At 71.4% G+C, this 26,131-nt stretch carries 21 protein-coding genes and 1 tRNA gene; 14 read left to right on the top strand and 8 right to left on the bottom strand.

Translation table 11 applies throughout. From position 1 onward, the window contains the following. Positions 1-129: 129 nt before the first annotated feature. From ABD213_RS07040 to ABD213_RS07060, 5 genes are all read left to right on the top strand, one after another. Positions 130-1,056, top strand: coding sequence for a Ppx/GppA phosphatase family protein (locus ABD213_RS07040; RefSeq protein ID WP_344326300.1), 927 nt, complete (start codon positions 130-132; stop codon positions 1,054-1,056). Further along, entirely contained in the window at positions 1,053-1,985 is a 933-nt protein-coding gene (locus ABD213_RS07045; RefSeq protein WP_344326302.1) for a 2-hydroxyacid dehydrogenase, read from the top strand. Before ABD213_RS07040 ends, ABD213_RS07045 begins: the two co-directional genes overlap by 4 nt. Before the next feature lie 11 nt (positions 1,986-1,996). Then, the gene (locus ABD213_RS07050; RefSeq protein WP_344326304.1) at positions 1,997-2,860 is read left to right on the top strand and encodes an aldo/keto reductase; all 864 of its coding nucleotides are present in this window, start codon (positions 1,997-1,999) and stop codon (positions 2,858-2,860) included. Between the two features lie 19 nt (positions 2,861-2,879). Continuing rightward, positions 2,880-2,952: transfer RNA gene (locus ABD213_RS07055), tRNA-Leu, on the top strand. Positions 2,953-2,995: 43 nt separating this feature from the next. Beyond that, a complete protein-coding gene (locus ABD213_RS07060; RefSeq protein WP_344326306.1) occupies positions 2,996-4,273 on the top strand; it encodes a uracil-xanthine permease family protein in 1,278 nt (425 codons plus the stop codon). Here the strand turns inward: ABD213_RS07060 and trmB are convergent. Further along, positions 4,266-5,006: a tRNA (guanosine(46)-N7)-methyltransferase TrmB gene (gene trmB / locus ABD213_RS07065; protein WP_344326308.1), complete on the bottom strand. Its 741-nt coding sequence runs from the start codon at positions 5,004-5,006 to the stop codon at positions 4,266-4,268. The two genes, ABD213_RS07060 and trmB, sit on opposite strands and share 8 nt — an antisense overlap. 239 nt (positions 5,007-5,245) lie before the next feature. On the opposite strand from trmB, the gene ABD213_RS07070 reads away from it, so the two are divergent. After that, entirely contained in the window at positions 5,246-6,103 is an 858-nt protein-coding gene (locus ABD213_RS07070; RefSeq protein WP_344326311.1) for a Bax inhibitor-1/YccA family protein, read from the top strand. Positions 6,104-6,207: 104 nt separating this feature from the next. On the opposite strand, the gene ABD213_RS07075 is transcribed toward ABD213_RS07070, so the two are convergent. Then, a complete protein-coding gene (locus tag ABD213_RS07075; protein WP_344326313.1) occupies positions 6,208-7,131 on the bottom strand; it encodes an SGNH/GDSL hydrolase family protein in 924 nt (307 codons plus the stop codon). Positions 7,132-7,216: 85 nt separating this feature from the next. Between ABD213_RS07075 and ABD213_RS07080 the strand changes: the two genes are divergently transcribed. Further along, positions 7,217-7,918, top strand: coding sequence for a tyrosine-protein phosphatase (locus ABD213_RS07080; RefSeq protein ID WP_344326315.1), 702 nt, complete (start codon positions 7,217-7,219; stop codon positions 7,916-7,918). A 15-nt stretch (positions 7,919-7,933) separates the two neighbouring features. Here the strand turns inward: ABD213_RS07080 and ABD213_RS07085 are convergent, their stop codons facing one another. Continuing rightward, positions 7,934-8,434, bottom strand: a complete 501-nt coding sequence (locus tag ABD213_RS07085) for a GNAT family N-acetyltransferase (RefSeq protein ID WP_344326318.1) — start codon at positions 8,432-8,434, stop codon at positions 7,934-7,936. A gap of 73 nt (positions 8,435-8,507) precedes the next feature. On the opposite strand from ABD213_RS07085, the gene ABD213_RS07090 reads away from it, so the two are divergent. Together ABD213_RS07090 and ABD213_RS07095 are read left to right on the top strand one after the other, a co-directional pair. Continuing rightward, complete coding sequence (locus ABD213_RS07090; RefSeq protein WP_344326320.1) at positions 8,508-9,404, top strand: pirin family protein; 897 nt, start codon at positions 8,508-8,510, stop codon at positions 9,402-9,404. A gap of 65 nt (positions 9,405-9,469) precedes the next feature. Next, positions 9,470-10,291 carry an SDR family NAD(P)-dependent oxidoreductase gene (locus ABD213_RS07095; protein WP_344326323.1) on the top strand — a complete coding sequence of 274 codons (822 nt, stop codon included), beginning with the start codon at positions 9,470-9,472 and terminating at the stop codon, positions 10,289-10,291. Positions 10,292-10,366: 75 nt separating this feature from the next. Here ABD213_RS07095 and ABD213_RS07100 read toward each other — a convergent pair whose 3' ends face one another. Both ABD213_RS07100 and ABD213_RS07105 read right to left on the bottom strand, forming a co-directional pair. After that, positions 10,367-10,798: an Hsp20/alpha crystallin family protein gene (locus tag ABD213_RS07100; protein ID WP_344326326.1), complete on the bottom strand. Its 432-nt coding sequence runs from the start codon at positions 10,796-10,798 to the stop codon at positions 10,367-10,369. A gap of 152 nt (positions 10,799-10,950) precedes the next feature. Continuing rightward, positions 10,951-12,948, bottom strand: coding sequence for a M13 family metallopeptidase (locus tag ABD213_RS07105; protein ID WP_344326329.1), 1,998 nt, complete (start codon positions 12,946-12,948; stop codon positions 10,951-10,953). 18 nt (positions 12,949-12,966) lie between these two features. Here ABD213_RS07105 and ABD213_RS07110 point away from each other — a divergent pair, with 18 nt between their 5' ends. Further along, the gene (locus tag ABD213_RS07110) at positions 12,967-13,809 is read left to right on the top strand and encodes a siderophore-interacting protein (RefSeq protein ID WP_344326331.1); all 843 of its coding nucleotides are present in this window, start codon (positions 12,967-12,969) and stop codon (positions 13,807-13,809) included. 694 nt (positions 13,810-14,503) lie between these two features. On the opposite strand, the gene ABD213_RS07115 is transcribed toward ABD213_RS07110, so the two are convergent. Both ABD213_RS07115 and rfbB read right to left on the bottom strand, forming a co-directional pair. Then, positions 14,504-15,817, bottom strand: coding sequence for a sugar nucleotide-binding protein (locus ABD213_RS07115; protein ID WP_344326333.1), 1,314 nt, complete (start codon positions 15,815-15,817; stop codon positions 14,504-14,506). Next, positions 15,814-16,815, bottom strand: a complete 1,002-nt coding sequence (rfbB, locus tag ABD213_RS07120; RefSeq protein ID WP_344326336.1) for a dTDP-glucose 4,6-dehydratase — start codon at positions 16,813-16,815, stop codon at positions 15,814-15,816. Before rfbB ends, ABD213_RS07115 begins: the two co-directional genes overlap by 4 nt. A gap of 54 nt (positions 16,816-16,869) precedes the next feature. Here rfbB and rfbA point away from each other — a divergent pair, with 54 nt between their 5' ends. From rfbA to ABD213_RS07140, 4 genes are read left to right on the top strand one after another with little or no spacing between them, the layout of a single operon-like run. Then, positions 16,870-17,739 (top strand): glucose-1-phosphate thymidylyltransferase RfbA, encoded by an 870-nt coding sequence (gene rfbA / locus ABD213_RS07125; RefSeq protein WP_344326338.1) that lies wholly within the window; start codon positions 16,870-16,872, stop codon positions 17,737-17,739. Between the two features lie 25 nt (positions 17,740-17,764). Beyond that, positions 17,765-19,309, top strand: coding sequence for a DUF2142 domain-containing protein (locus ABD213_RS07130; RefSeq protein WP_344326341.1), 1,545 nt, complete (start codon positions 17,765-17,767; stop codon positions 19,307-19,309). A gap of 37 nt (positions 19,310-19,346) precedes the next feature. Then, the gene (locus ABD213_RS07135) at positions 19,347-22,805 is read left to right on the top strand and encodes a glycosyltransferase (protein WP_344326344.1); all 3,459 of its coding nucleotides are present in this window, start codon (positions 19,347-19,349) and stop codon (positions 22,803-22,805) included. A gap of 1 nt (position 22,806) precedes the next feature. Beyond that, the gene (locus tag ABD213_RS07140) at positions 22,807-23,952 is read left to right on the top strand and encodes a glycosyltransferase family 2 protein (protein ID WP_344326346.1); all 1,146 of its coding nucleotides are present in this window, start codon (positions 22,807-22,809) and stop codon (positions 23,950-23,952) included. Between the two features lie 15 nt (positions 23,953-23,967). Here the strand turns inward: ABD213_RS07140 and ABD213_RS07145 are convergent, their stop codons facing one another. Continuing rightward, entirely contained in the window at positions 23,968-25,911 is a 1,944-nt protein-coding gene (locus ABD213_RS07145; protein ID WP_344326348.1) for a CmcI family methyltransferase, read from the bottom strand. Positions 25,912-26,131 lie beyond the last annotated feature (220 nt).

A 26,131-nucleotide genomic window follows, 5' to 3' on the forward strand; every position in this document is an offset into this window, starting at 1 on the left:
CATGTCCACCCCCGAAGCCCTGCGCTGCCTCAAACGCCGTCTAGCACGTGTCGTCTTCAACCACCTCACCACCGACCACACAGCCGCCCGGGCTTGCCTTCCGGCCGCGGCTTGACATAGGAGAAACACATGCCAGAGATCCGTCGGGTGGCCGCCATCGACTGCGGGACGAACTCGCTGCGCCTGTTGATCAGTGACGTCGGGCCCGACCGCAAGGACGACGTCGTGCGCGAGATGCGGGTCGTGCGTCTCGGCCAGGACGTCGACCGCACGGGACGCTTCGCCGACGAGGCCGTCCAGCGCACGCTGCAGGTCACGCGCGAGTACGGCGAGCTCATCGCGATGCTGGACGCGCGCACGGTGCGGTTCTGCGCGACGTCCGCCGCCCGCGACGCCGAGAACGGCGACGAGCTGCTCGAGGGCGTCCGCTCCGTCCTCGGCGTGGACGTGGAGATCCTGAGCGGCGAGGACGAGGCGGCCGCGTCCTTCCTCGGGGCGACCCAGGACCTCGCCGACACCGAGACGCTCGTGGTCGACATCGGGGGCGGGTCCACCGAGATCGTCACTGGCCGAGCACGACGGGTCGAGTGGTCGACGTCCCTCGACATCGGCTCGGTGCGCCTGAGCGAACGGTTCCTGCACGGTGACCCTCCCTCGGTGCAGGAGGTCTCGGAGTGCATCGCCCACCTCGACGCCGTGCTCGCGCCGTCGGTCTCGACGGTCGGGGAGGTGAGCAGCATGATCGGCGTCGCCGGCACGGTGACGACGGTCGCCGCCCACGTCCTGGACCTGCCGAGCTACGACTCGCGGGCCATCCACGGTGCTCGGCTCGCGGTCGACGACGTGCGCCAGGCGTGCCTGTCGCTGGTGCGGATGTCCGTCGCGGACCGTCGTGCCCTGCCGTTCATGCACCCGGGGCGAGCAGACGTGATCGGAGCCGGGGCCCTCATCCTCGACCGTCTCCTGGAGGCGGTCAGCCTGGGCGAGCCGGTGGTGACGGTGAGCGAGCACGACATCCTCGACGGCATCGCCTGGGAAGCGGCGGAACGCGCATGAGTCTTCGACTGAGCCTGCCGGACCAGCAGACGCTGGAGCGCTACACCGACCTCGCCGACTCCGGCGACGGTGTGGAGCTGCTCGTGTGGGACTTCGGGTCCGCACCCCCGGCCGGCGCCCCCATCGACCTCGCGCTGCGTCCCTACGTGCTCAGCGGCGACCTCTCCGTCCTCGACCCCGAGCGGTTGCGCGCGGTGCAGACACAGGCGCTGGGGTACGACGACGCCATCGGCCAGGTGCCCGAGGCGATCACCTGGTGCAACGCGGTGGGTGTCCACGAGGGACCCACCGCCGAGATCGCGATGGCGTTGATCCTCGCGTCGCAGCGGGGGGTGGACGACTTCGCCCGGGCCATGCCGTCGGGCGACTGGGCTCCGCGCCCGATGCGACCAGGGCTCCTCGGCGCCCGGGTGCTGCTCGTCGGGTACGGGGGCATCGGCACCGAGCTGCACCGGCGCCTCGACGGGTTCGGCACCGAGGTGGTGCGGGTCGCGTCCCGGGCGCGCAGCGACGAGCACGGGCCGATCCACGGTGTCGACGAGCTGGCCGCGCTGCTGCCGCACGCGGACGTCGTCGCCGTCGCGGTGCCCTACGGCGACGCGACGCACCACCTCGTCGACGACGCCTTCCTCGAGGCGATGGCACCGGGCGCCCTCCTCGTCAACGTCGCGCGTGGCAAGGTCGCCGACACCGACGCGCTCGTCCGGCACGCGGGTGACGGTCGGGTCCGGGTGGCCCTCGACGTCGTCGACCCAGAGCCACTGCCGCCGGACCACCCGCTGTGGACCACTCCCGGGGTGCTCGTCTCGCCGCACGTCGGCGGTGCCGTCACCACCTACGCCGACCGGGTCGAGGCCCTGGTGCGTCGCCAGGTGCGGCACCTGCTCGCCGGGGAGCCGCTGGAGTGCGTCGTCGACGTCTCCGGATGAGGATGGTGCCCATGCAGCAGCGCAGCATCGGGGACGTCCGCGTCGGCGCCGTCGGCCTGGGGGCCATGCCGATGTCGGTCGGCGGTCGTCCGGACCGGGACCGCTCGATCGCGACGATCCACGCCGCCCTCGACGCCGGCGTCACGCTGGTCGACACCGCCGACGCGTACCACCTCGACGCCAGCGACCCCGGGCACAACGAGGAGCTGGTGGCCGAGGCGCTCGCCTCCCACCCGGCCGGTGCCGACGTCCTCGTCGCCACGAAGGGCGGCCACACCCGACCGGCCGACGGCTCCTGGGCGCTGGACGGCAGCCCCGAGCACCTCGCGGCAGCGGCCAGGGAGTCCGCTCGCCGGCTCGGCGTCGAGGCCATCGGCCTGTACCAGCTCCACCGCCCCGACCCTGACGTCCCGTTCGCGGAGTCCGTCGGCGCGCTCGCCGACCTGCTCGACGCCGGCGTCATCGCCATGGCGGGCGTCTCGAACGTCTCGATCGCCCAGATCGAGGAGGCCGACGAGATCCTCGACGGGCGGCTCGCGTCGGTCCAGAACGAGTTCTCCCCGGCGTTCCTGTCCAGCCGCGGGGAGCTGGAGCATTGCGCCGCCCGAGGCATCGCGTTCCTGCCGTGGAGTCCCTTCGGGGGGATCGGCAGGGCCGGTGACCTCGGCACCGAGCACTCCGTGTTCCAGCACGTGGCCGACGCGCACGGCGCGAGTGCCCACCGCGTCGCCCTGGCGTGGCACCTGCAGATCGCCCCGGTCGTGGTCCCGATCCCCGGTGCGTCGCGGCCGGAGTCGGTCACCGACTCCGCCGCGGCAGCGGACCTCGTCCTGACCGACGACGAGGTCCGCTCCATCGATGCGTCGCTCGGCTGAGCACCTACGCTGTGGGCACGCTCCCGTAGCCCAACGGCAGAGGCAGGCGGCTTAAACCCGCCCCAGTGTGGGTTCGACCCCCACCGGGAGCACCCCGCGCGTGGTCCGGGCGGGCGGTGCGCCATGCTCTGAGCCATGCGATGGGACCTGCACGGCAACGGACGAGACGTCAACGACGGCGAGATCGTCGCCCCCCACGAGCGGTTGAGCTGGCCGCGGACCATCGGCTTCGGCATGCAGCACGTCGTCGCCATGTTCGGCGCAACCTTCCTCGTGCCGATCATCACCGGATTCCCGCCGTCGGCGACCCTGTTCTTCTCCGGTGTCGGGACCCTGCTGTTCCTCGTGGTCACGCGCAACCGCCTGCCCAGCTACCTGGGCTCGTCGTTCGCCTTCATCGCTCCGATCACCGCCGCCACGGCCGGCGGCACGCAGGGCAACGCGTTCTTCGGCATCCTCGCGGTGGGCGTCCTGCTCGCGCTCGTCGGTCTGGTCGTGATGGTCACGGGCACCGGGTGGATCGAGGCGGTCATGCCACCGGTCGTCGCAGGGTCCATCGTGGCCCTCATCGGCTTCAACCTCGCCGGGGTGGCCACGGACAACTTCGAGGCGGCGCCCTGGACGGCGCTGATCACCCTCGTCGTGGTGCTGCTGGCCGCCGTGGTCTTCACCGGGTTGCTCGCGAGGCTCTCGATCGTCCTGGGTGTCCTCGCGGGGTACGTCGTCGCGGTCCTCGCGGGCGCGATCGACTTCCGCCCGGTCGGCGACGCGGACTGGTTCGGGTGGCCGGACTTCGGGACGCCGGAGGTGTCCTGGGTCGTGATCCCGGCCTTCCTCCCGGTCGTCCTGGTGCTCGTGGCCGAGAACGTCGGTCACGTCCGCGGCGTGGCGCACCTGGCGAGGGACGAGTCCATCAAACGGCTCACGGGGCGTGCGCTGTTCGCCGACGGCGTCGCGACCACGCTCGCCGGCGCGGGTGGTGGCTCGGGCACCACCACCTACGGCGAGAACATCGGCGTCATGGCCGCCACCCGGGTGTACTCCACCGCGGCGTACTGGATCGCCGGACTCGTCGCGATCGGTCTCGGCATGTCGCCCAAGGTCGGAGCGCTGATCAGCACGGTGCCTGCCGGCGTCCTCGGAGGCGTCACGGTCGCGCTCTACGGGCTCATCGGCATCGTCGGCATCAAGATCTGGATCGACGCGGGGGTGGACTTCTCCCGGCCGGTCAACCAGCTCACCGCCGCCGTCGCCCTCGTGATCGGGATCGGCGACCTGACCATCGGCTTCGGCGACGTCGTCTTCACCGGCATCGCGCTCGGCTCGATCGCCGCGATCGTGGTCTTCCACACGATGGACCGGATCCAGCAGCTGCGGGGGACCACCCCGGGCGACCCGCCGGTGCTCAGCTGACCGGAACCGCCCGCAGGTCGTGGATCGTGCGCCCCTTGGCCAGTCCCTTGGTCTCGAAGCGGGTCACGGGCCGGTGTTCGTAGCGCTCACACCGACCGCCCTCGAGCACGGGTGACTCGACGATGACCTGCTCCATCTGGTCGGCGTAGTCGGCCCAGTCGGTGGCGAGGCGCCACACGCCGGACGGCTCGAGGGCACGGGCCACCAGGTGGGTGAAGTCCACCGTGACCAGGCGCCGCTTGTGGTGCCGCGTCTTGTGCCAAGGATCGGGGAACCAGGTGTGGAGCTCGGTCAGCGAGTGCTCGGGCAGCCAGGTCGCGAGGGCCTCGGGGGCGTTGACCTCGGCGAGGCGGACGTTCGTGAGGCCCTCGCGGCGGATGGTCAGCAACGTCTGGGCGATGCCCGGCACCCACACCTCGAACGCGAGGAAGTCGACGTCCGGACAGGCGGCCGCCGCGGCGCAGACGGTGTCGCCGTGCCCGGAGCCGATCTCGACGACGAGGGGCGCGGTCCGTCCGAAGGTCGCCGGGACGTCGAGGCGGGCGTCCGGATCGACCGACGTGCTGGCGCCGGCGCGCGGCACCTCGAGCACGAAGCGGTCGCCGATCTCGTCCCAGACCCGCTGCTGACGCTCCTTCAACCGCCCCCCGCGACGAGTGAAGGAGACGAGCTCGCGGCGGTGGCCGGGCGCCAATTCGTCGTCGGGGCTGGTCGAGCGGCGGCTATCGGTCACCGACGAAACTCTAGAGGCGCGCGTGCGCGACCGGGAACAGGGCGACGCGGTCGGGGCGCCCTCCTGCGTGCGAACGCGTCCGGCTACCGTCATCGGCACCCCGTGGTCGTATGCGGTCGGCCACTGACGGTTTCGCGCCGAAACCTTCGGGATTCGGGAGCAAATCGGGGGCACCGAGCGTTATGTAGAGTGGACGTACCAGACCCCCTCGAGGGGCCGATCCTCACTCGGAGGCAACGATGCAGAGCAAGAATCCCGTCTTCGCGCGATCCGAGGGGTTCAACGGCCGCGGTGGCGCCGCCACGACCTCTCCCGCCAGCTGGCAGATCAACCTCGACGGTTCCACCACCGGCCAGGGCTCGACCCCCGGCCTCGTCGACGACGACCGCATGAGCGTCGCGAGCGTGATCGAGAAGACCGCGATCTCGCTCGGCCTCGTCGTGGTCGCGGCGGCCGTCACGTGGTTCGTCATCGGTGATCTCGACCCCAACAGCCCCGACGCCGACCGCAACCTCGCGCTGCTCGGCGGCCTCATCATGGTCGGCATCTTCGGTGGCCTCGCGCTCAACCTGGTCAACAGCTTCAAGAAGGTCGTCAGCCCGCCGCTCGTGCTGGCCTACGCCGCCGTCCAGGGCGTGTTCGTCGGAGCGTTCTCCAAGGCGATCGCCTTCTACGTCGTGGGAGACCCCACGATCGTCTTCCAGGCCGTTCTCGCCACCTTCGTGGCGGCCGGTGCCACGCTCGCCGCGTACAAGTTCTTCAACATCCGCGTCAGCGACACGTTCCGCAAGGTCATGACGATCACGCTGTTCACGGTCTTCGGCATCATGATGGCGAACTTCGCGCTCAGCATGTTCGGCGTGCTGGAGTCCGGCGGCCTGCGCGGCTTCAACACCCTCGGGCTGGTCGTCTCCATCGGCCTGGCCGTCCTCGCCATCTTCACGCTGGTGATGGACTTCGACTTCGTCGAGCGCGGCGTCGAGGCGGGACTGCCGGCCCGTGAGTCGTGGCGCGCGGCCTTCGGCCTGACCGTCACCCTGGTCTGGCTGTACATCGAGCTGCTGCGGATCCTCGCGATCTTCGCCAGCCAGGACTGATCATCGGTCCCCTCGGGGACCGCACACGGATCGACGACGACGGCCGACTCCCTCAGGGAGTCGGCCGTCGTCGGTGTGTCGTGCGCAGGTGCGCAGCGACGGACTCAGCCGCGTCCGCGGCGCAGCGTGCGGGCCCAACGGCCCTCGCGGTGGACCTCGGTGCCGGGTCGCCGACCGGCTCGCTCCGCCGCCTCGGTCAGGCTCAGCGACTCCGACGGCCCGAGGGCGTGGGCGACGGCGAAGTCGCGGTCACGTTCGCGCCACGCCGCCGCCAGGGACGGGACGAGCGCGGCGACCATGTTGGCGTAGCCGGTCTCGGAGGGGTGGAAGCGGTCCTCCCCGAACATCTCCGACGAGCGCTCGGTGAACAGCGGACCGAGGAGGTCGCCGAGGGAGACGGCGCGCCCCCCGGCGCGCATCGTGGCGATCATCTGGCGCTTCGCGAGGCCGCGGCTCTTGCGACGGGCGATCTGGCGCAGGGGCTGGGGGATCGGCTCGACGGTGCCGAGGTCGGGACACGTGCCGACGACGACCTGTGCCCCGGCCTCGACGAGCCGTGAGACGGCGGCGTGCAGCAGGCGCATCGAGACGTAGGAGGGCACGCGGTGCGTCACGTCGTTGGCGCCGATCACGATGACGGCGAGGTCGGGCTCGTGCTCCAGGCCGGCGTCGATCTGCTCGCGCAGGTCCGCGGTCGTGGAGCCGACGACGGCGTGCGAGCGCATGTCGACCGGACGGTCGAGCACGTGGGCCAGGCCGATGCCGATCATCGCCGTGGGGGTGGCGTCGGGGCGCCGCATGCCGTAGCCGACGGCCGCGGAGTCGCCGAGTACCAGGACGCGCAGCGGCTCGCCGGGGAGGTCGTCACCGTAGACGCCGTCGGCGCGCGGCCACTGCTCGTCCTTGATCCCGATGGCACGCTTGGCGATCAGCGCCTGGGTCATCACCATGCCCTGGTAGCCGGTGATCACCGCTCCGGAACCGACCGCGGCGCGCAGGGCGGTGCGCGCGATGGGACTGGGAAGCATGGGGCCATTCTAGGGACGCCGCCCCTCCCGGCAGTCCGAGCGCGGGCGCGCGGACGGTGTGGGTGCTCACACCTACGATGTCGACGTGACCGACATCGCAGCCCGTTCGCCCTCCGTGCCCAACCTGCGTGACCTCGGTGGGCTCGCGGCGCGCGACGGCGGGACGCTCGCCCACGGTCGCCTGCTGCGCAGCGGGCTGCCGCACGCCACGGACGTCGTGCCGGCCCACATCGAGTGGCCGCCGTCGCTCGTCGTCGACCTCAGGTCACCGGTCGAGCACGGCGGCGATCACCCGCTCACCCCGTTGAGCCCGCGGGTGGTCAACCTCCCGCTGCTGCACTCGCTCGCCCCGGGCTGGTTCACCGACTCCACGCTCGCCGACCTCTACGCGGTGGTGGTCGAGGACTCCGCCGACCTGCTCGTGCGCCTGGTGCAGGAGGTCGCCTCGGCCGACGGGGCCACGCTCGTGCACTGCGCGGCCGGCAAGGACCGCACGGGGGTGGGCGTCGCGCTCGTCCTCAGCCTGCTCGGTGTCGACGTCGCGGCGATCGAGGCCGACTACCTCCGCACCGCCGAGGAGCTCGGGGCGATCGACGCCCGGCTGCGGCCGCCGGGGACGAGCCCGGGATACGGCATCAACCCGGTCTTCCACGCCGTCGACGTCGATGCCCTGCGCGTCGCGCTGGACCGCTGGCACGGGCACCGCGACGGACCCGCCGGGTGGTTCCTGGAGGCCGGCGGCGGACGTCGCGACCTCGAGCGGCTGGAGTCCTCCCTGCTGACCTGAGCCGGGGGGTCCGGGTCAGTCCACGCGCGTCGCGAGGTCGTGCAGGGTCGAGCCCGTGACGCGGTAGGAGATCCATCCGGCGACACGCTCGGCGCCCAGCGCCTCGTAGAAGCCGATCGACGGGGCGTTCCAGTCCAGGCAGTCCCACTCCAGGCGCCCCCAGTCGTTCGCCTCGGTGATGCGCGCCAGGGCCGAGAGGAGGGCCTCCCCGCGTCCTGTGCCGCGCGCGTCGGGTGCCACGAAGAGGTCCTCCAGGTGCACCCCCGGTCGGCCGACCCAGGTGGAGAAGGTCCGGTAGGCGACGGCGATCCCCACCGGCTCGCCGCCGGACTCGGCGACGAGGGCGAAGGCCACGGCACCGGGGCCGAACAGCGCGTCGTGCAGGCCCGCCTCGGTGGCGACGACCTCCTCCTCGGCGCGTTCGTAGCGGGCGAGGTCGACGACCATCCGCAGCACCGTCGCGACGTCGTCAGGTCGGGCGGGGCGCACGCCGTCGGGAAGCTGCGGGATCCTCATGTGTCGAGCCTAGGGCGTCGCGCGGGTCCGTCGGGACCGGGCCGGTGCCCGCGGACCGATCTACAGTGGTCCCATGCCTGCCGACCAGCTCCTGGAGTCCCGCGACGTGCCGCTCGGCGGGCTGCGCGGACTCACCGTCCACCGCACGCTTCCGCAGCGCGCCATCCCCACGATCGGCGCGTGGTGCTTCGTCGACCACTTCGGTCCGACCACCGAGCCGATGGCCGTGCTGCCGCACCCGCACATCGGCCTGCAGACCGTCACCTGGCCGATCGCCGGGCAGATCCGGCACCGCGACAGCCTCGGCAGCGACGTCGTGCTGCGTCCGGGCGAGCTCAACCTGATGACCTCCGGCGACGGCGTCTCGCACTCGGAGTTCTCCGTCGGCGACCCCGAGGCCCCCATGCACGGGATCCAGCTGTGGGTGGCGCTCCCGGAGGCCACCCGGGCCGGTCCGGCCGACTTCGAGCACGTGACTGACCTCCCGCAGGTGGAGGGTCCCTGCTGGTCGGCCCTGGTGATCGTGGGGACGCTCGCCGGCAGGACGTCTCCCGCGCGCACGCACACCCCGCTCGTCGGTGCCCAGCTGTCGGTGAAGGCCGGACGCGCCGAGATCCCCGTCGACCCGGCCTTCGAGCACGGGGTCCTCGCGGTGGACCAGGACGTGACCGTGGCGGGGGACTCGGTCCCGCACCGTCAGTTGCAGTACCTCGCCCCGGGGCGGGAGACCATCGTGATCGAGAGCGACGTCGACACCACGGTCCTGCTCATCGGGGGCGAGCCGTTCGAGGAGGACATCGTGATGTGGTGGAACTTCATCGGGCGCAGCCACGAGGAGATCGCCGCCGCCCGGGTCGACTGGGAGGAGGCGGCGCGGCGCTTCGGTCGGGTCGACGGTCACGGTGACCAGGTCATCCCCGCACCGCCCATGCCGGAGGTCCGCATCAAGCCTCGCCGTCGGGAGTCTTGAGCCCGCACCGGCCCTCGGTGTAGCCTCCTTCCAGATACCGTCGGTATCTGGAATCGAGGAACGTCATGACCACCTACTTCACCGACAAGGTCGCCGTCGTCACCGGAGCCGCCTCCGGCATCGGCCGGGCCCTGTCCGTCGAGCTCGCCCGCCGCGGAGCGCACCTCGCGATCAGCGACGTCGACACCGCCGGACTCGCCGAGACCGAGGCTCTCGTCGCCGCCCACGGCGGCCAGGTGAGGGCGAGCTTCCTCGACGTCGCCCAGCGCGAGCTGCTCGTGCAGTACGCCGAGGACGTCGCCGAGCACTTCGGGCGGGTCAACATGGTCTTCAACAACGCCGGCATCGCCTACACCGGCTCGGTCCAGGAGATGGCCTTCAAGGATCTCGACCGCGTCATGGACGTCGACTTCTACGGCGTCGCCAACGGCACCAAGGTCTTCCTGCCGCACCTGATCGCCTCCGGCGACGGGCACGTGGTCAACATCTCCAGCCTGTTCGGGATCCTCTCGGTCCCCAGCCAGAGCGCCTACAACGCCGCCAAGTTCGCGGTGCGGGGCTTCACCGAGGCCCTGCGTCAGGAGATGATCCTCGGCGGCCACCCCGTCAAGGTCACGTGCGTGCACCCCGGCGGCATCAAGACCAACATCGCCCGCAACGCCGAGCAGGCCGACAGTCGCAACCACGACGAGATCGCCACGTCGTTCGACAAGCTCGCACGGACCAGCCCGGAGCGGGCCGCCCAGATCATCCTGCGGGCGGTGGAGAAGGGTCGCGCCCGTGTGCTCGTGGGTGCCGACGCCAAGGTCCTCGACGCGCTCGTGCGAGCCAGCGGCTCGCGGTACCAGGGCCTCGCAGCGGCGTTCGGCCGTCGCAACGGTCTCTGAGCGCGGTCTCCAGCGCAGCGATCGACCCCTCGCCCCACCTCGGTGAGGAGGGAGCGAGGGGTCGACGTCTGCGGCTCAGCTCTCGATCGTGATGCGCGTCGGCTCGGTGCCGGCGTGGACGCCCGCGACGCGGACGCTCAGGATGCCGGCGTCGTAGGACGCGGTGACGGCGTCGGCGCCGATGCCGGACGGCAGGGCGAACGACCGCTCGAAGGAGCCGTAGCGGATCTCGCTGATGCGACGCTGCTCGGCGTCCTCGGAGCGCTCGTCGCGGCGCTCGCCCTTGACGACGAGGCGACCGGACACGACCTCAACGGCGACGTCGGAGGAGACGTCGATGCCCGGCAGCTCGAGCCGGACGATGACGTCGTCACCGTCGCGGATCGTCTCGACGGCGGGGGTGAAGGCGAGGTTGCCGTCGCCGCCCGCACCGAGGGTCGACCGCACGAGGGCGTCGAAGTCGGCGAAGAAGGGGTCGCGGCGGGTACGCAGGGACAGGGTGGACATGAGGACCTCCTCGAGATGCGGATCGGTGACAGGTGGCCGGCATGACCGGCTACGTCTCATTGAACATGAGTCGACCCGACTCAATTCCGGGTGCCGCTCGATGTTCGCCACGGGCGAACGCATGGCGGTCCCCGTCCGGACGTCCCAGGCGCTCACCAGATCGTGACGCGCTCTCCAGGCGCGAGCCAGAGGGCGTCGCCCTCCGCCACGTCGAACGCCTCGTAGAAGGCATCGATGTTGCGCACCACCTGGTTGCACCGGAACTCCGGCGGCGAGTGCGGATCGACCGTCAGGCGTCGGACGGTCTCGGCCGGTCGCACCTTGCCCTGCCACGCCTGCGCCCACGACAGGAAGAAGCGCTGCTCCGGCGTCAGTCCGCCGAGACGCCGGCCCGCACCGTCGCCGCGGTCGGCACCGTCACGTTCCTGGGCGATGCGGAACGCCTTGAACGCGATGCCCAGGCCGCCGAGGTCGCCGATGTTCTCCCCGATCGTCAGCGAGCCGTTCACCGTCTGCCCGTCGGCACCCTCGGGGGAGAGGACGTCGTACTGGGCGACGAGGTCGGCGGTGAGCCGCTCGAAGGCCGCGCGGTCGTCGTCGGTCCACCAGTTGCGCAGGGCGCCGGTGCCGTCGTACTGCGAGCCCTGGTCGTCGAACCCGTGCCCGATCTCGTGACCGATGACGGCGCCGATCGCCCCGTAGTTGACGGCGTCGTCGGCCTCGGCGTGGAAGAACGGAGGCTGGAGGATCGCCGCGGGAAACACGATCTCGTTCATCGTCGGGTTGTAGTACGCATTGACGGTCTGCGGCGTCATGTACCACTCGTCGCGATCGATCGGGGACCCGATCTTGGCCAGCTCGCGGTCCATCGCCACGGCGAGCGCTCGCCGGGCGTTGCCGACCAGGTCGGTGGGGTCGGTCTCCAGCGCGGAGTAGTCCTTGAAGCGCTCCGGGTGACCGATCTTCGGCGTGAACGCCTCCAGCTTGGCGAGTGCCTCGGCCTTGGTGGCCTCGCTCATCCACGTCAGCTCACCGATGCTGCGACGGTACGCCTCGACGAGGTCGGCGATGAGGACGTCCATCCTGGCCCGGGCGGTCTCGGGGTACTCGCTGCGGACGTACAGGCGGCCCACCGCCTCGCCCATCGCGGACTCCACGAACCCGACGCCACGCTTCCAGCGAGGACGCAGCTCGTCGGTACCGGAGAGGGTGCGGCCGTAGAACGCGAAGTTGGCCTCCACGAAGGCGCTGGACAGGTAGGGCGCGGCGGCGTGGACGACGTTCCAGCGCAGCCAGTCGCGCCAGGACGGCAGGAGGTCGTCGGTCAGCAGCGTCTCCAGGCCCTCGAGGAAGGACGGCTGTGCCATCACCACCTCGGCGAGCACGGCGTCGGGCATCTGCGCCGCACGGGCCCACGTCGTGAGGTCGAAGGACGGGACGAGCGCCTGGAGCTGCTCGAGGCTGAGCAGGTTGTAGGTCTTCTGGGCGTCACGGCACGAGACCCGGTCCCAGTGGTGCGCGGCGATCCGCGTCTCGAGGTCGAGGACGCGTTCGGCGCGCGCCGCCGCCGCGTCCTCCCCGTCCCCGTCCAGGCCGGCGAGGGCGAACATGGTGCGCAGGTGCTCGGCGTACGCCGACCGGACCTCCGCGAAGCCCTCCTCGCGGTAGTAGGCCTCGTCGGGCAGACCGAGCCCGCTCTGGACCGCGTTGACGACGTAGCGGTCGGGCTGCCCCCGGTCGGGAGCGATGTAGAGGCCGATCACGCTGGAGACCCCGAGTCGCTCGAGGTGCCCGAGCGTCCGGGCGAAGGCCGGCACGGTCCGGACGTCGTCGACGCGGGCGAGGTCGTCGGCCAGCGGATCGGCACCGAGGGCCTCGATGCGCTCCTCGTCCATGAAGCTGGCGTACAGATCGCCGATCTTGCGCTGCTCGTCGTCGCCGTCGGCGGGGGAGTCGCGGCACGTCTCGACGATCGACCGGACGACGGCCTCGGCCTCGTCGACGAGGGTCACGAACGCCCCGGCGGTGGCCCGGTCGGGAGCGATGGTGGCCTCGCGCAGCCACGGTCCGTTCACGTGGCGGAAGAGGTCGTCCTGGGGGCGGACCCCCGGGTCGAAGGCGTCGATGTCGAGGGCGTCGCTGTGGCTCACCCTGGCTAGGCTACCGACGTGTCGAAGAACCGCCCGGCCCTGTTGAGCGTGCTGCGTCGCGAGCAGGTGACGCCGAGCGTGACGCGCCTCGTCCTCGGTGACGTGCCGGGCTCGCGCGTCGGCATCGACGCGTTCGCGAACCGGTGGACCGGGTGCACCGACGCCTACGTCAAGCTCGTCTTCCTCGCCGTCGGGCACCGCTACCCCGAGCCGCTGGACCTCGCGGAGGTCCGGGAGACGATGCCGCCGGAGGCCTGGCCGATCCTGCGCACCTACACCGTGCGCCGCTTCGACGCGCACGCCCGCGAGGTGTGGATCGACGTCGTCGTGCACGGCGACGACGGAGTGGCCGGCCCGTGGGCCGCTCAGGCGCAGCCGGGCGAGACGATCCACGTGCGTGCGCCCGGTGGCGCCTACCGTCCGGGCTCGGACGTCGACCACCACCTGTACGTCGGCGACGAGGCGGCTCTCCCGGCGATCGCCGCGTCGGTGGAGTCGCTGCCGGCCGGGGCCCGGGCGACGGTGTTCTGCGAGGTCGCCGGGGCGGAGGAGGAGCAGCCGCTGGTCTCGGACGCGTCCGTCGACGTGCGCTGGCTGCACCGCCGCGGGGCGGCCCCCGGCACCACGTCGCTGCTCGACGACGCCGTCCGTGCGTGGGAGTGGCCGGGCGGCCGCGTCGAGGTGTTCGTGCACGGCGAGGCGGGCCTGCTGACCACGGTGCGCCCCTACCTGCTGCGCGAGCGGGAGGTCGCGCGCGCCGACGCCTCCGTCTCGGCCTACTGGCGCCGTGGGGACACCGAGGAGTCCTTCCGGGAGTGGAAGTCCCAGCAGAGCGAGCCCATCCTCCGCCCCACTTCCTGACCTTGACCCCCGGACCTCTGAGCCGTGAAGGTCGCTGGCCCCGAGTCTCCGGACCGTCGTGCCCCGTCCTGCTCGACCGCCGCGTACAGGTCGAGCCCGCTGGAGTTCCAGTGGTGGAGTGCTCAGAGTCGGCCCTCCGGTGCGCGCTGGACGTGCTCCGGCCCTGGCTGGGGGGGCGAGCCCGATGTGCTCGTCCTGGTCCAGACGACGAGTCCCTCCATCGCTGCCGACCGGCTCGCCGAGGCGATCCGCGCCGTCCGTGCCGACAAGTGCGACCTCGCCTTCAGCGTCACGCGATCCCACGTCCATCTCTGGCGCCACGGCCTCGCGGGTCCGGAGGGGATCAACCGCGAGGCGGCGGTGCGGCAGCGCCGCCAGGACATGGATCCGGAGCTCACCGAGAGCGGCACCTTTCACTCTCCGCGGTGCGCTGCACGGGAGCGGGTTGCTGGGCTCGCTCGACGACTTCGTCGCCGGGTCGTTCGGCACTCCGGGCCCGTCGTGGTGCGAGAAGGACTGCGTCGACGCTCCCGGCGAGGACACCTGGCTGACGACGATGGAGGCGCTCGTGTGTCGACGGCGCGCGACCGGCCTCCCGTCGTTCTCCGAGCTGCCGGGGCCGTCCCGCACCGGCTGTGACGCGTCTGTTCGCTGCCGGCTGTGCAGCCGGTCGGCCGGGCCCCGTCCGGGTGTCTCAGTCCAGGCGCAGCGTGCTGTGGCGCGGCCGCGGAGCGAGGGACTTGCCCGCGCCGTATTGCTCGGTGGAGACCGGGGTGACCATCGCCGGATCCTTGCCTGCCTCGGCGTAGACCTCACGGGCGATCTCGAACCAGCTGCGGGCCGGACCGCCGCTGGTGACGTTGTAGGTGCCGTAGGGGCGGCGCTCCCGCAGGATCTCGACGATGCCGGCCGCGAGGTCGTCGGCGTAGGTCAGCCGGCCCACCTGGTCGTCGACGACGGCGGGCGCAACGTCGCGCTCGGCGAGCGAGCGCATCGTGCGAACGAAGTTGGGTCCGTCGCCGACCACCCAGCTCGTGCGCACGACGTAGTGCCTCGGGGCGACCGCGACGGCGAGGTCACCGGCGGCCTTGCTCGCGCCGTAGACGCCCAGCGGCGAGAACGTCTCGTCGGTGGTGTGCTCGATCTCCACGCCGTCGAAGACGTAGTCGGTGGAGACGTGAACCAGCGTGAGGTCGTGCTCGACGGCGGTCCGCGCGAGGTGGGTCGCAGCGTGCGCGTTGACACGCCAGGCGTCACGACGCCCCTGCTCGGTCTCGGCCTCGTCGACCTTCGTGTAGGCCGCGGCGTTGATGATCGTGTCGACGTCCGACCAGTCGAAGGAGGCGTAGGCGGCCGGGTCGGCGACGTCGAACTCGGCCGACGTGAGGGCGATCGCGTCGGGCAGCAGCCGCGCGAGCGCTCGGCCGAGCTGTCCGCCGGCACCGGTGACCAGGGTGCGACGGGGCGCCACCGGGTCGACGTCGGCGAGCCGGGGGTGCTCCCGGTCCTTCTGGGACGTCTCGGCCACGTCGAGGGGGATCGGCCAGTCGATCGCGACGGTCTCGTCGGCGAGGTTGAGGAAGGTGTACCGCGCGTCGGCGCTCCAGTGGGCGTTGACGAGGTAGGAGTAGGCGGTGTCGTCCTCGAGGGTCTGGAAGGCGTTGGCCACCCCGCGCGGGACGAACACGGCGGCCTCGGGGCCGATCTCGTGCGTCACGACGGTGCCGAAGCTGGGTCCCTTGCGCAGGTCGACCCAGGCTCCGAACACCCGCCCGGTGGCGACCGAGACGTACTTGTCCCACGGCTCGGCGTGGATGCCGCGCGTGGTGCCGCGCGTGGCGTTGAAGGAGACGTTGTTCTGCACCGGGCCGAAGTCCGGCAGGCCGAGGGCGACCATCTTCTCGCGCTGCCAGTTCTCCTTGAACCAGCCGCGGTTGTCGCCGTGGACCGGCAGGTCGAGCAGCAGGAGGCCGTCGATCGCGCTCTCGTGGACCGCGAGCCCGCTCATGCGTGCCCAAGCTCGACGTACTTGGCCTCGGTGGCGGCCTTCTGGGGTCGCCACCACGCCTCGTTCTCGCGGTACCAGTCGATCGTGGCGGCCAGACCCTCCTCGAAGTCGGTGTACGAGGGGCTCCAGCCGAGCTCCTCGCGCAGCTTGGACGCGTCGATCGCGTACCGCAGGTCGTGGCCGGCGCGGTCGGTGACGTGGTCGTAGTCGTCGCTCGGGCGACCCATGAGTCCGAGGATCAGCTCGACGACCTCCTTGTTGTTCTTCTCACCGTCGGCGCCGACGAGGTAGGTCTCGCCGATCTGCCCGGAACGCAGGATCTCCAGGACCGCGCTGCTGTGGTCGTCGGCGTGGATCCAGTCGCGCACGTTGAGGCCCTCGCCGTAGAGCTTGACGCGTTCACCGTCCAGCAGGTTGGTGATCTGGCGCGGGATGAACTTCTCCACGTGCTGGCGGGGGCCGTAGTTGTTCGAGCAGTTGCTGAGCGTGGCCCGCACGCCGAAGGACCGGGCCCACGCTCGGACGAGGTGGTCCGAGCCGGCCTTCGTGGAGGAGTAGGGGCTCGAGGGGTTGTAGGCGGTGCTCTCGCGGAACTTCTCCGGGTCGTCGAGCTCCAGGTCGCCGTAGACCTCGTCGGTGGAGATGTGATGGTAGCGCACGTCGTGCCTGCGCACCGCCTCGAGCATCGAGAACGTGCCGATGATGTTGGTCTCGACGAACGGTCGCGGGTCGTGCAGGGAGTTGTCGTTGTGCGAGGCGGCGGCGAAGTGGACCACCGCGTCGACCGAGGCGACGAGGGAGTCCACGAGCGTCTCGTCGCAGATGTCGCCGACCACGAGCTCGACCCGGTCCTCGGGCAGACCGGCCAGCGATGCGCGGTTCCCGGCGTACGTGAGCTTGTCGAGCACGACCACCTGGGCGTCGGTGTGGGCGACGACGTGGTGGACGAAGTTCGAGCCGATGAAGCCGGCTCCGCCGGTGACCAGGAGCGATCGCATGGCCACGAGCGTACCGTCGCCGCCGGGACGCGCGGCGGGGCTAGGGTGGCGCCCATGCGCGGAATCATCCTGGCCGGCGGCACGGGCAGTCGTCTGCACCCGATCACGCAGGGCACGAGCAAGCAGCTGATGCCGGTCTACGACAAGCCGATGATCTACTACCCGCTGTCGACGCTGATGTCCGCAGGCATCCGCGACGTGCTCGTCATCACGACCCCGCACGAGGCGGAGAGCTTCCAGCGGCTGCTGGGCGACGGTTCGCAGTTCGGCATCTCCATCACCTACACGCAGCAGCCGTCGCCGGACGGCCTGGCGCAGGCGTTCGTGCTCGGTGCCGACCACGTCGGGCAGGAGTCCGTCGCGCTCGTCCTGGGGGACAACATCTTCTACGGCTCGGGCCTCGGCAGCCAGCTGGGCCGCTTCGACTCCGTCGACGGCGCCACCATCTTCGGCTACTACGTCTCCAACCCCCGTGCGTACGGCGTCGTCGACTTCGACGACGACGGCAAGGTCGTCGCGCTGGAGGAGAAGCCGGAGCACCCGCGCAGCAACTACGCCGTGCCCGGGCTGTACTTCTACGGCCCCGACGTCGTCGACCACGCCCGCGAGCTGCAGCCCTCGGCCCGCGGAGAGCTGGAGATCACCGACCTCAACCGCGTCTACCTCGAGCAGGGCCGGCTCACCGTCAGCATCCTGCCCCGCGGCACCGCCTGGCTCGACACGGGGACGTTCGACGACCTCAACGACGCCTCCAACTTCATCCGCACCGTGGAGAAGCGGCAAGGCCTCAAGATCGCCTGTCCCGAGGAGATCGCCTGGCGCAACGGCTTCCTCACCGACGACGAGCTGCGTGAGCGGGCGGAGCCGCTGCGCAAGAGCGGCTACGGCACGTACCTGCTCGAGCTGCTGGAGCACGGCAAGTAGGTGTGATCGGAGGATGATCAGCGCCGTGTCGACCCGACGCAGGGGATGGGGGGCGTACGAGGTTGCCGTCGCCGCACTGTTCGGCGTCGTCCTCGTCGTCACCGTGGCATGGGGCATGCTGCTCCCCGCGTTCGACGGTCCCGACGAGCCGTGGCACCACAACTCGGTGGCCCGGCTCGTCGACGGCGGCGGGTGGCCACCTGCCTACGAGGCGATGGTCCTGGAGTCCACCTGGAACGCCGTCTGTGAGAGTGGCGCCGCGGTCCCGGGCGAGGCCGGCCGGTCGACTCCGACCTCCCCGGGGGAGCGAGGGCCGCTCCTCGACGGGACGTCGCAGGGTTCCGCGGTCCCCGACTTCATGCTCCAGCACCCGCCCGCCCACTACGGGCTAGTCGCCGTCGTCGTCACCGCGGCGGGCGGAGGAGACGTTGCCTGGGACCGCGCACAGCTCGTCATGCGAGCGGTCTCGGCGGTCCTCGTCGCGTCAGCGGTCGCTCTCGTCGTGGGAGCGGTCCGCTGGGCCACGGGTGACCGTCGCGCCGGACTCGTGGGAGGGGCGTCGGTCCTTGCCATCCCGTTCTTCACCAACGCGGGCGCCTACGTGTCCAACGACACGCTCCTCGTGGCCGCCTGCTCGGCGACCCTGTACCTGCTGCTGCGCGCGGTCAGGGAACCAGGAGCGGCGGCCTGGCTCCTCCCCGCCGCAGGGGCTGCGTACGGTCTCGCCCTGCTCACCAAGGGGTTCGCACTGTTCCTCGCCCCGGTCGTGGCGGTGCTCACCGTCCTGGTCGTGATCGGCCGCCGTGACGATCGTCGACGCTCCGTGCTGCAGGCGGGGGCGGCGGCCGTGCTCTGCCTGGGGATCGGGGGCTGGTGGTGGATCCGCAACTACCTGACCCTCGGTACCGTCCAGCCGAGCCGCCTCGGAGCGCGCGAGCGGTCGGAGAGCCCGATCGACGGGTACTCGCTGCAGGACTTCGCCGTCGGCGCGCTGGACCGTCTGAACGCCACCTTCTGGGGCAGGGGCGGGCGCCCCGAGGTGGCGCTGCCCGACGTCGTCCCGTGGACGCTCTCGGTCGTCCTCGGCATCCTCGTCGTCGTCGCGCTGACCCATCGAGGAGCACGGTGGCTCCTCGTCGTGCTGGCGTTCTACCCCGCGGCGGTCGCCGGGACCGTGATCCTCAACGCGCACGGCATCTACTGGGACACGGGCCGACCCTTCCAGGGGGTCCAGGGACGGTACCTCTACAGCGGGGTGGCGGCGTTCTGCCTCGCGGTCGGCAGCGCTTTCCACGTCGTCTCGCGCCGCCTGCCTCCACGCATGGACCGGGCGGCCCTTCCGGCCCTGCTCATCATCCTGGTCGCAGGGTCGGTGGCGGCGCAAGTGTGGACGCTGACGCGGACATGGGCCAGTCGCGACCCGGGCTCGGCGCTGCTGCGCGGAGTCGCGGAGGGCTCGCCGTGGACGCTCTGGTCGGTCCTCGCCGTGGCCGTCGTCGGCGCGAGCAGTGCGGTGCTGGTGACCGCAGCCGCACGGGTGCAGGTGGAACATCGGGCGCCTCACCTATGATCGCCTGCGAGATCCGTACCTCGACGAGGGGGAGCTGTTGATCAGTCGGGTGAAGGACCTGGCACGGCGCGCGACCCGGAGCCGCCGGGCGGCTCCGCTGTTCGCCTTGGGCGCCAGCCGGTACCGACGCGGTGGGCGTCGCGGGACGAACCCCGTCGTCGCCACCCACTACGGCATGCTCGTCGGTCGCCACTTCGAGGACGACGCCGCCGCAGCGCGGCACTACTTCTCCTCGGGCTGGCGTCTCGGGGTCGTGCCGACCCCCTTCGTGGACGTCCCGGGGGCGCACTTCTCCCTCGCGAAGTCCCTGCGGGTGCGCAACGCACTCGCCCGGGTCACGCGCGGTGCGGACACCGCGTCCTTCCTCGGCGGCCCCAGTCGCCTCGTTCCGGAGGAGCTGGCGCTCGAGGTGGTCACGGCCGCCGGGAGCGACTGGCTGGCGGCCCTTACCCGCCTCGCTCGCGCCGGTCGCGTGCCGGTCATGCTCGGTGCCGACGAGACCTCCTGGGGCCGCTACCTCGCCCGCTGTCGCGAGCTGACCGACGCGGCACGCATCGTGCACGCCGAACGGTTGATCGACCTCGACTTCTACCAGCACCAGGTCGGCGGGCCGCCGTTCCTGTCCTCACCCGCGGCCCTCGACGACCTCGTCTCGAACGGCGAGGTCGACGGCCGCACGCCCCATCCCTTCTTCGAGCCGGAGTGGTACCGGGCCCACGATCGTTCGCAGATCAGGCGTGGCCGTCCCGCGAGCCAGCTGCTCGACTTCGTCTCGCGCGGCGAGCTGGGGCAGGCGGGTCCGCACTTCTGGGGCCAGGAGTACCTGACCCGGCTGGGGGACGACCGTCCGAGCTCGCTGCTGCGCCACTTCACCGACCACGCCGGTCCCGCGGCGCCGTGCCCGTCTTCGAGCGGAGTGCCGGCCGTCGACCGTTCGGTGGCCGAGGCCGCCGCCCGCTCCCGCGTGGGCGACTACCACCGCGGGCTGCAGCGGCTGCAGGCCCACGGTCCGGTGCTCGACAGGCACCACCTCGTCGACAGCCCTCCGGCGCGGGACACCTCCTGCCTCGTGGTCATCGACGAACGCCACCTCTTCGCGGGGCTCGACGGCCTCACGACGGTCGTGGAGCAGGTCGTCGACGGCCTGCGCGTGGTCGTGGTCGAGGACGTCGGGACGGTGCGGAGCCCCGCTCTGCAAGACCTCGTCGACCGCACCGCGTGCCTCGACGTCATCGCCCGCCGGCCCGGCGAGACGATCGGTTCCATCGTGCGACGGCTGCTGGACGAGGTCCGGCCCGAGTTGTGGGCACGCTGGTCCCCCGGTGATCGCTGGGACCCGGACTTCGTCGCGACCGCGGCGTCGGCGCTGCGCCTGCACCCGGACGCCCCGGCCGCCGCGACGATCGCCGACGGCGTGCCCCAGCCATGGCTGCGCACCGATGACGCTGTGTGGGTGGACGACCTCCGCGGGTCCGGCGTCGTGCTCCGGGCAGCGGGCCCGAGCGCGGCGCTCCCGCGCGCCGACCTCGACCGCGGGTTCGTCGAGGAGATCCTCATCGGACTCGCGTCGGCCGGGCCGTGCGTCGTGCTGACCCGCCCGCTGGCGCGAGCGCGCCCGGCGGATCCCTTCGAGCACGACGTCAGGGCCACGGCCAACGCGGCTCGCGCTCGACATATCGTGCGGTTCGAGGCCCCGACGGTCGACGTCGGCGTCGCGATCCCTACCTACGAGGACTGGGAGATGACCCTCACGGCGGTACGCCGCGTGCTGGAGACCTGCGGCGAGCACGACGTCCGCGTTGTCGTCGTCGACAACGGATCCCGACGCCCGGTCGCATCGATCCTGGCTGCGTGCTTCCTGGACGACCCCCGTGTGGAGGTGCTGCGGGTCCCGCGCAACACTGACTTCGCCCTCGGCTCCACCCTCGGGGCGGCCGCGGCGCGCGGTCGCACGACCGTCTTCCTCAACAACGACACCTCCGTGCAGCCGGGCTGGCTCGATCCGCTGCTCACGGCGCTCGCGGAAGGCGCGGCCGGTGTCCAACCGCTGCTTCTCTACGGTGACCGCACGGTCCAGAGCGCAGGCACCGTCTTCCTGGGCGGTATGACGATGCCCAGCCACCTGCTCAGCGGGGTCCACCCGCGCGACGTCGGGTCACAGGTCGACGACTACCCGTTCTCCGCCGTCACCGCCGCCTGCCTGGCGGTCCGGACCGAGCACGTGGCTGCACTCGACGGATTCGACCCGCGTTACGTCAACGGCATGGAGGACGTCGACTTCTGCCTCCGTCTCAAGGACCTGGCCGGCGCGCCGCTGCGGGTCCGCACGGACTCGAGGGTGGTCCACTTCGAGAGCCGTTCGATCGGGCGCGGCGACCACCACGACGCGAACCGCGACCGCTTCGCCGAGCGTTGGTCCGCGGCGCTGCAGGAGCTGGACGACCGACGGATCCTCGATGCCGGGCCCGTCGCACTCGATCGTGTCGAGCGGATCAGGTGGCCGTCGAGCCCCCTGTGGACCGGGCGGACCGTGCTGACGCCACGCCGCGACCCGATCCAGGTGACCGAGCACCGACCGCGTCTGCGGTGGGCGATCAAGTCCGCCGCTACAGGGGACCTGCTCGGTGACATGTGGGGCGACACCTTCTTCGCCGAGTCGCTGGCCGGCGCCCTGCGCCGGTTGGACCAGGACGTCGTCGTCGACCGGGAGCCGTCGCACAACCGCGTCTCGGCAGGGTGGGACGACGTGACGCTGACGCTGCGGGGTCTGACCGAGTACGTCCCGCAGCCCGGTGCCGTCAACCTGCTGTGGATCATCAGCCACCCCGACCTCGTGACCCGGCACGAGCTGTCGTCCGGCTTCGCCAGGATCTACTCCGCCGGGGCCGGGTGGGCGCGCGACGTCCGCGAACGGTGGGGGATCGACGTGCAGCCGCTGCTGCAGGCCACCGACGTCGAGAAGTTCCACCCCGGCGTCGACCGTGGACCCGATCGCCAGGGCGTCCTGTTCGTGGGACGCACCCGCGGGGTCCCGCGCGTGATCGTCAAGGACGTCATCGAGGCCGGGGGTGAGCCGGAGGTCTACGGCGACGACGGGTGGGAGCAGTTCATCGAGCCACGGTTCGTCAAGGGCACCGGCATCCACAACGACGACGTGCCGCAGGCGTACGGGTCCGCAGCGGTGGTCCTCAACGATCACTGGGCCGACATGGCCAAGCACGGGTTCTTCTCCAACCGTCTGTTCGACGCCGCGGCCACCGGGGCCCGGGTCATCAGCGACCGAGTGCCCGGTCTGGCCGACCTGTTCGGTCCACAGGTGCAGGCCTACAACTCCGTCCAGCGGCTCCGCGAGCTCCTGGACCCGTCCAGCCCGCACTGGCCCGAGGAGGACGAGCTCGCTCGTCTCGCCCACCGGGTCACGCAGGAGCACTCCTTCGACGCCCGAGCACGGGTGCTCCTCGACGACGCACTCCATGCCATCCGCGAGAGGCGCTGACATGTCCGAACCGACGATCGTGATGACCCTGATGGTGCGCGACGAGGCCGACGTCGTCGCCGCCATGATCGAGCACCACCTCGCGGAAGGGGTGGACCTCGTCATCGCGACCGACAACGGCTCGGTCGACGGGACGCGAGAGATCCTCGCCGACTACGCCCAGACCGGTCGGCTCGAACTGCACGACTACCTGCAGCACGACAAGAGGCAGAGCCAGGTGGTCTCGTCCATGGCCTCCCGAGCGGCGACCGAGCACGGTGCCACCTGGGTGATCAATGCCGACGCCGACGAGTTCTTCGTGGCGGTCGACCCGTCCATGACGCTGCGCGACGCGTTGCGCGCGACGCCCACCGGTATCGGGTCCTTCGCGGTGCCGGTGACCAACCTGACCGGCGCCCCTGCCCGTCGCGGTGCGGCGTTCGAGCGGCTCGTGTGGAGGGACCTTCGCAAGGAGTCCACGCTCATGGAGACGGTGGCACTGCACGCCCACCCGACGAGTGACGTGATCCACGTCGGGCGACCCGGCGTCACGGTGCAGCAGGGCAACCACGGGGTCGACATCCCGAGCATGGGTCGGCCCGACCCCGCTCACGCGATCGAGGTGCTCCACCTCCCGTGGCGCACCTACGAGCAGTACAGCCGCAAGATCGACCACATGGGCAGGGCTTACGAGGCCAGCACGACGCTCAACCCCAGCCCCCGGCACCACGGGATGCGTGACTACCGGTTCCTGCGGGCGGGTCACCTCGAGGCTCTGTACATGGTGCGTCACCCGGGCGACGAGCCCGGGGAGGACTTCGAGCACGAGCCCCGCGTCCTCCACTCCCTCCAGCGGGTCCTCGAGTCGGGGCAGGCCGTGCGACCCGACCGCTTGCGGCCCCTCCTCATCGGCGGCTGGGACGGGTACGTGCCCGAGGAGTGCGCCGAGGCCGCCCGTGTCGCGGCCGTCGTCATCCCGCTCGAGCTGGAGCACCTGAAGGCAAGCACGCGGTGGCGGGACCTCTACCGGACCGAGGCGGCCGGACGCCGTAGGGCGGAGGAGCAGTTGGAGCTGGCGGCCCGCGACGACCGGTCGACGGCCCGACGACTCGCCTCGCGGGTCCTCGGGGCCGTCCGGCGTCGAGTGGCGGCACTGCGGCGCCGCTAGGGACGCGCTTCGTCGTCAGGCGCCGTGGCCGAGCGTGCGGACACGCTCTGCCACGGCTTCGCCGAGTGGCCTGCCGAGCTCCGCCGGGACGTCGAGGGCGCGGTGACGGCTGAGGCCGAGTGCCTGGCGCGCCGCCTGGTCCAAGGCCGCTGCGATCCCCTCGGGTCCGGGATCGGCGAGGTGGAGGCCCTCGACCCATGCCGAGCGGGCACCGAGGAAGTCGTTGGTCACGGTCGGGATCCCGGCCATCGGCATCTCGAGCGCCAGGTGGCTGGGATGAGGGCTCAGCATGAGCGCCAGTCCGAGGTCGGTGCGGCTTAGCTCGTCGTAGTACTCGGCGAACGACACCTTCCCGAGATTCCTGACCTCCACGTCGTCACCGAGGAACGGCGGTACGCTCATGGTCTCGCCGGCCAGCGTGACGACAAGCCGGGCTCCGGGCTCGCGCGCCGCGATCCATCGGCGCAGACCGTCGACGCCTGCGCTGTAGAGGTTGCGGGGCTTGGACGGCCGGGCGTAGAAGAGCACACGCAGGACGTCGGGCTCCGGCTGCCAACGGTCGGCGGCGGCGCGCAACGGTGCAGTCTCGATGGTCGGCGCGAAGACGAAGCGGTCGTCGACGTCCGCGACGCCCTCCCGCCGCAGGAACCGGGCGAGGGACGACGAGTTCACCAGCGGGGCGAAGCCGAGCTCGTAGGTGCCCCGCGCATCGATGAAGTCGCGCCCCCAGGGGTGGAAGGCGGGCTCGAAGTCCTGGACGAGGTAGACGACGTTCTGGCGGTCGACGCGGCCGTCCCCGACGAGCCCGTCGAGCGCGACCGCGGTCGTCCAGTAGGTCGCGATCCAGACGTCCTCGGCGTGGTGGTCCGTCTCGCGGCGACCCTCGACGCTGACGCTCAGCCCGGCCGCCTGGTCCGCGAGGTCCTCGTCGCTCAAGATGCCGACGATCTCCGCCGCGAGGGCGTCGCCGTCGAGCTCCTCGACGTCCGCCACGACGACGCGCAACGGACGCCCGAGCTCACGCCCGACGGCGGCAGCCGCCACGACCGCAGTGCGGATCCCCGCGAACATCTGGCCGGCCCTGACCCCGGGGAGGACCAGCGCGACGCGTGGCGCGTCGGCATCGGTGGCGACGCCGGCGAGGGCGGCAGCGGCCTTCTCCTTCGGGGTGCCAGGACGCCTCGTCGACACCTCGGTCGAGACGGGAGCCGGGTCGACCGCCCCTGTCGACGTGCGCCGGAGGTACCCGGACGGGTTCTGGGTGAGGTAGTAGCGCTCCGCCCGTAGGTCGACCTCGAAGGAGTCGGTGCCAGAAAGGAAGTCGTGCACCGCCTCCCACGGTCCCGGACCGTGCTGGGGGGCCACCGGGTGTCCGTTGACGTTGGTGTCCTCGACGATCAGGTACGAACCCTCCGTCACGAGGGGCGAGTAGGCGCGCAGCTCGTCGGCGACGTGGGCCTGGGAGTGGTCGGAGTCGAGGATGACGAGGACCGGCGACCCGTCGGCGGGGAGCCGGCGCCGGACCTCCGCGAGGACGTCCTCCGACGTCGACGACCCGACGAGGTACGTCAGCCGCGGGTGCTGCGGCTGCTCCGGGCGCGACGTGATGTCCACCGTCACGACCTCACCGTGCCCGTTCTCCTCCAGCCGATCGGCGATGAACAGTCCGCTGCCACCGCGGAACGTCCCCGTCTCGACGACGAGTCCGGGACGGAGGTCGTGGACGAGCTCCTGGTAGACCCACATGTCGGTGGGGCACTTGTACACCGGGACGCCGCGGTAGAAGGTGTCCTTCCAGGTGCGCGCGGAGACGTGGTAGTACAAGCGGTTGACCTGCGTCGTGATCGCATCACGGACGACCGGGTCCGGCTCGCCCACCGGTTGCCCCTCGGGGACCCACAGTCGTGCGAAGGCCTCGGCGACCGCCGCCTGCACCTCCCTCGTGCTGCTGGCATCCACCGACGCCAGTCGATGCTCCAACAGAACGTCGATCCCGGCGATCTCCCGGTCGTCAGAGGAGTCCGTGAGCAGTCGGTGTCGCACCGCATCGACAGGATCCCGGCGGAGATCGACGGTCAGGATGCGGCGAGCGACGCGCCCTAGGCGTCCGAGACTGGAGTTCACCCCGTCAACTTAGCGTCCCGTGGTGGCTTCGAGCCGCCACGCCGCCGACCGTGGG

This window comes from Aeromicrobium halocynthiae (assembly GCF_039531385.1).
Lineage (GTDB): Bacteria > Actinomycetota > Actinomycetes > Propionibacteriales > Nocardioidaceae > Aeromicrobium > Aeromicrobium halocynthiae.

Coding starts and splice junctions, on each gene's coding strand:
- ABD213_RS07040 (WP_344326300.1), top strand. CDS start 130: ATGCCAGAGATCCGTCGGGTGGCCGCCATCGACTGCGGGACGAACTCG.
- ABD213_RS07045 (WP_344326302.1), top strand. CDS start 1,053: ATGAGTCTTCGACTGAGCCTGCCGGACCAGCAGACGCTGGAGCGCTAC.
- ABD213_RS07050 (WP_344326304.1), top strand. CDS start 1,997: ATGCAGCAGCGCAGCATCGGGGACGTCCGCGTCGGCGCCGTCGGCCTG.
- ABD213_RS07060 (WP_344326306.1), top strand. CDS start 2,996: ATGCGATGGGACCTGCACGGCAACGGACGAGACGTCAACGACGGCGAG.
- ABD213_RS07070 (WP_344326311.1), top strand. CDS start 5,246: ATGCAGAGCAAGAATCCCGTCTTCGCGCGATCCGAGGGGTTCAACGGC.
- ABD213_RS07075 (WP_344326313.1), bottom strand. CDS start 7,131: ATGCTTCCCAGTCCCATCGCGCGCACCGCCCTGCGCGCCGCGGTCGGT.
- ABD213_RS07085 (WP_344326318.1), bottom strand. CDS start 8,434: ATGAGGATCCCGCAGCTTCCCGACGGCGTGCGCCCCGCCCGACCTGAC.
- ABD213_RS07090 (WP_344326320.1), top strand. CDS start 8,508: ATGCCTGCCGACCAGCTCCTGGAGTCCCGCGACGTGCCGCTCGGCGGG.
- ABD213_RS07095 (WP_344326323.1), top strand. CDS start 9,470: ATGACCACCTACTTCACCGACAAGGTCGCCGTCGTCACCGGAGCCGCC.
- ABD213_RS07100 (WP_344326326.1), bottom strand. CDS start 10,798: ATGTCCACCCTGTCCCTGCGTACCCGCCGCGACCCCTTCTTCGCCGAC.
- ABD213_RS07115 (WP_344326333.1), bottom strand. CDS start 15,817: ATGAGCGGGCTCGCGGTCCACGAGAGCGCGATCGACGGCCTCCTGCTG.
- rfbB (WP_344326336.1), bottom strand. CDS start 16,815: ATGCGATCGCTCCTGGTCACCGGCGGAGCCGGCTTCATCGGCTCGAAC.
- rfbA (WP_344326338.1), top strand. CDS start 16,870: ATGCGCGGAATCATCCTGGCCGGCGGCACGGGCAGTCGTCTGCACCCG.
- ABD213_RS07140 (WP_344326346.1), top strand. CDS start 22,807: ATGTCCGAACCGACGATCGTGATGACCCTGATGGTGCGCGACGAGGCC.